4 protein-coding genes are annotated in these 3615 nt (G+C 64.4%); 3 read left to right on the plus strand and 1 reads right to left on the minus strand.

The genetic code is table 11. From position 1 onward, the window contains the following. Positions 1 to 87: 87 nt before the first annotated feature. Positions 88 to 1023 carry a LysR family transcriptional regulator gene (locus tag BLX42_RS12295; RefSeq protein WP_161871861.1) on the minus strand — a complete coding sequence of 312 codons (936 nt, stop codon included), beginning with the start codon at positions 1021 to 1023 and terminating at the stop codon, positions 88 to 90. A gap of 117 nt (positions 1024 to 1140) precedes the next feature. Between BLX42_RS12295 and BLX42_RS12300 the strand changes: the two genes are divergently transcribed. The 3 genes from BLX42_RS12300 to BLX42_RS12310 form a co-directional block, all read left to right on the plus strand. After that, positions 1141 to 1890, plus strand: coding sequence for a 3-oxoacyl-ACP reductase family protein (locus BLX42_RS12300; RefSeq protein ID WP_119688492.1), 750 nt, complete (start codon positions 1141 to 1143; stop codon positions 1888 to 1890). An 80-nt stretch (positions 1891 to 1970) separates the two neighbouring features. Beyond that, positions 1971 to 3164, plus strand: a complete 1194-nt coding sequence (locus tag BLX42_RS12305) for an MFS transporter (RefSeq protein WP_161871862.1) — start codon at positions 1971 to 1973, stop codon at positions 3162 to 3164. 95 nt (positions 3165 to 3259) lie between these two features. After that, on the plus strand, positions 3260 to 3615 hold a 356-nt coding region (locus BLX42_RS12310), incomplete at its 3' end, for a hypothetical protein (protein ID WP_161871863.1).

Raw genomic sequence — 3615 nt, forward strand, 5'->3', positions numbered from 1 at the left:
CCCACAGGTACCCCGCTGCTCTCAAACTCAGCGCAAACCAGTGGGAGCCGGCTTGCCGGCGATGAGGCCGGCCCTGCCAGCGACCGACTAACCGGCAAGCGCATCGAATTTGCGCGCCAACCCGCCATGAGCGAACTGCTCCTGCACGAACTCGATGAACGCCCGGGTCTTGCCCGGCAGAAGCTTGTGCTCGGCGTAATACAGGCTGATATACCCATCATCCACATACCAGTCCGGCAACACCCTTTGCAGTTGGCCCGCCTGCAGGTAAGGCACGGCAAACGGCAGGCTGACCAATGCAATGCCCAACCCCTGCTGGGCTACGGCGCACGCTGCATCGGAGTCGCTCATGGTCATCGCCTGGCGCAATAGCAGTGGCTGCTGCGCCTGCCAACGGCTGGTCAACGGCCACGACCGCACACGGCCGGTCTGCGGTGAGCGAATCAAGATGCCGGCATGGCGGCCCAGCACCTGCGGATCTTCAATGACCGAATGCTGGCTCAAGTACCCTGGGGCTGCCACCAACACCCGATGCGCTGGGGTCAGCCGGCGCGCCACCACCCCCAGCGGTAGCTCGAACCCGCCGCCAATCGCCGCATCGAAACCTTGGCCGATCAGGTCTACCTGACGATTGTCAAAATGCCAGTCCGGGGTGATCGCCGGGTAGCGCCGCAAGAATTCACCCAGCAGCGGCAATACGTACAGCCTGCCGAATACCGTCCCCATGCTCACCCGCAACAGCCCGGCCGGCTGGCCTTCGGCACTGGCCAGGTTGGCCACGGCGTACTGGATGGTACGAAAGCTGTCACTGACTTCGCCTAAAAAACGCTGCCCGGCTTCGGTCAAGGTCAGCTTGCGGGTACTACGCTGGAACAGCCGCACACCCAGGCGCGCTTCAAGCTGGGCGACATGCTTGCCCACCGCCGCAGGGGTAATGCTCAAACGGCGGGCCGCTTCGGCGAAGCTGCCCACTTCGGCGCTGCGGATAAAACATTCAAGGGCGTTGAACGACTCCATGGCCATGATTACCAACCAAAGGTTTACTCTGCCAATAGTGATTGCCATCTTATCAGCAGGTAATCATCGGTCGATACTACGCCCATCCAAGGCATTCGGCCTTGCTTGCAGCAGGAGATCAGCATGTCCCAGCAACTTACCCTCGAAGGCAAAGTGGCCCTGGTCCAGGGCGGTTCACGCGGCATCGGTGCCGCCATCGTCCGCCGCCTGGCCCGTGATGGCGCCCAGGTTGCCTTCACCTACGCAAACTCCGAAGGCCCGGCCAACGACCTGGTGGCACAGGTCATAGCCGCCGGCGGCCAGGCATTGGCCCTGCGCGCAGACAGCGCCGACGCCGCCGCGGTGCAACTGGCAGTGGACGACACCGTAAAAGCCTTCGGCCGCCTCGATATCCTGGTCAACAATGCAGGCGTACTGGCCGTGGCGCCGCTGACCGAATTCGACCTGGCAGACTTCGACCGCACCTTGGCCATCAACGTGCGCAGCGTGTTCGTCGCCAGCCAGGCCGCCGCCCGCTACATGGGCCAGGGCGGGCGCATCATCAACATCGGCAGCACCAATGCCGAGCGCATGCCGTTTGCTGGCGGCGCACCGTATGCCATGAGCAAGTCGGCATTGGTCGGCCTTACCAAAGGCATGGCACGCGATTTGGGGCCACAGGGCATCACCGTGAACAACGTGCAGCCAGGGCCGGTGGATACCGACATGAACCCGGCCAGCGGTGAGTTTGCCGAAAGCCTGATCCCCTTGATGGCAATCGGGCGCTATGGGCAGGTAGATGAAATTGCCAGCTTCGTGGCGTACCTGGCGGGGCCGGAGGCGGGTTACATCACCGGAGCGAGCCTTACCGCCGACGGCGGCTTTGCAGCCTGATCGAAATGTTTGCACGCTGGCGTCCAGCCTGAGCCGCCCAGATACTGAACGCCACTGACCTTGCCCGCACCGAGATATTGATGAACACCCCAACCTTGAGCCGCGCCCTGATCCTGCTGATGGCCACCGCCACCGGCCTGGCCGTGGCCAGCAACTACTACGCGCAGCCACTGCTGCACAGCATCGCCGAACAGTTCGGCCTGAGTACCCCCAGCGCCGGCAGCATCGTCATCGCCGCGCAACTCAGCTATGGCGCGGGCCTTCTGCTGCTGGCGCCTTTGGGCGACCTGTTCGAGCAGCGCCGCCTGATCGTGATCATGTCGGTCATTTCCACCCTGGGCCTGGTGATCAGCGCATGCGCCCCCAGCTTGCCCTGGCTGATCCTGGGGACCGCGCTCACCGGGCTGTTCTCGGTGGTGGCGCAGATCCTCGTGCCCATGGCCGCCACCCTGAGCGAGCCGCATCAGCGCGGGCGCGCGGTGGGTACGCTGATGAGCGGCTTGCTGCTGGGCATACTGCTGGCGCGCACCGCTGCCGGCTTCATGGCCGAGCTGGGTGGCTGGCGCAGCATCTATGTGTTGGCCGCGGTGCTGATGGCTATCACCGCCTTTGCCCTGTACCGCAGCCTGCCACAACACCACAGCCATGCCGGGCTGAAATACCCGGCACTGATCGGTTCTGTATTCCGCCTGTTCATCGAGGAGCCAGTGCTGCGCCTGCGCTCGCTGCTGGGCTTGCTGGCGTTCAGCCTGTTCGGGCTGTTCTGGACGCCGCTAGCGTTTCTGCTGGCGCGTGAGCCCTACCACTACTCCGACGCGGTAATCGGCCTGTTCGGCCTTGCCGGCGCGGCAGGTGCGCTTTCGGCAAACTGGGCCGGCCGCCTGGCTGACCGCGGCAGAGGCTCGCTGGGCACCACAGTGGGCCTGGTAGCGCTGTTGCTGTCGTGGGTACCGCTGGGTTTCGCCGAAAGCTCGCTACTGGCCTTGCTGCTCGGCGTACTGGTGCTGGACCTGGCCGTGCAGCTGGTGCATGTGAGCAACCAGAATGCGGTCATCGCCTTGCGGCCCGAAGCCCGTACCCGCCTCAATGCCGGTTACATCACCTGTTATTTCATCGGCGGGGCACTAGGCTCCTTGCTGGGCACACAGTTGTTCCAGTACCAGGGCTGGATGGGCATCGTGACGGCCGGCCTGTTGATCGGGGCGCTGGCGCTGCTGGTGTGGGGTTGGGCCGAGCACAAGCGCAAGCGCGCCGTGAAGGCCTGTGCGGCATGACACCGCAACCCTCCGTCGCCTGCTCGTTGACTTGCCCGTCGCGCCAGCGCTTCAGTAGGGATTGATCAAAGCCCCTTTACTGACAGGACGACTCAATGACAAGGCTCACGGTGCAATCCGGCGATTTCTTGCAAGGTGAAGGCGAGTATCGCAATGGATCGCTCACACTCAAGACCCCGCGCAGCCCCTCGCCTGGCGAGCGGATTTCCCTTGCCCGCATCAGCGACCTGCGCCTGGCCAGCCTGGAATCCAATCGCAGCCTGGGTACCGCGCTGGGCTGGGGCATGGCCGGCGCCCTGGTGGCCGGCCCGGTGGGCTTGCTGGCCGGGCTATGGCTCGGCGGCAAGGAGGAAGAAGCCACCTTCCTTGCGACGTTCAAGGACGGCCGCAAGCTGATGGCCAGTACCGATGGCAAGACCTGGTCCAAGATCGACGACAGCTGGCGCCAGCA

Origin of the sequence: Pseudomonas sp. SG-MS2 (genome assembly GCF_009933855.1) — a bacterium.
Classification (GTDB): domain Bacteria; phylum Pseudomonadota; class Gammaproteobacteria; order Pseudomonadales; family Pseudomonadaceae; genus Aquipseudomonas; species Aquipseudomonas putida_E.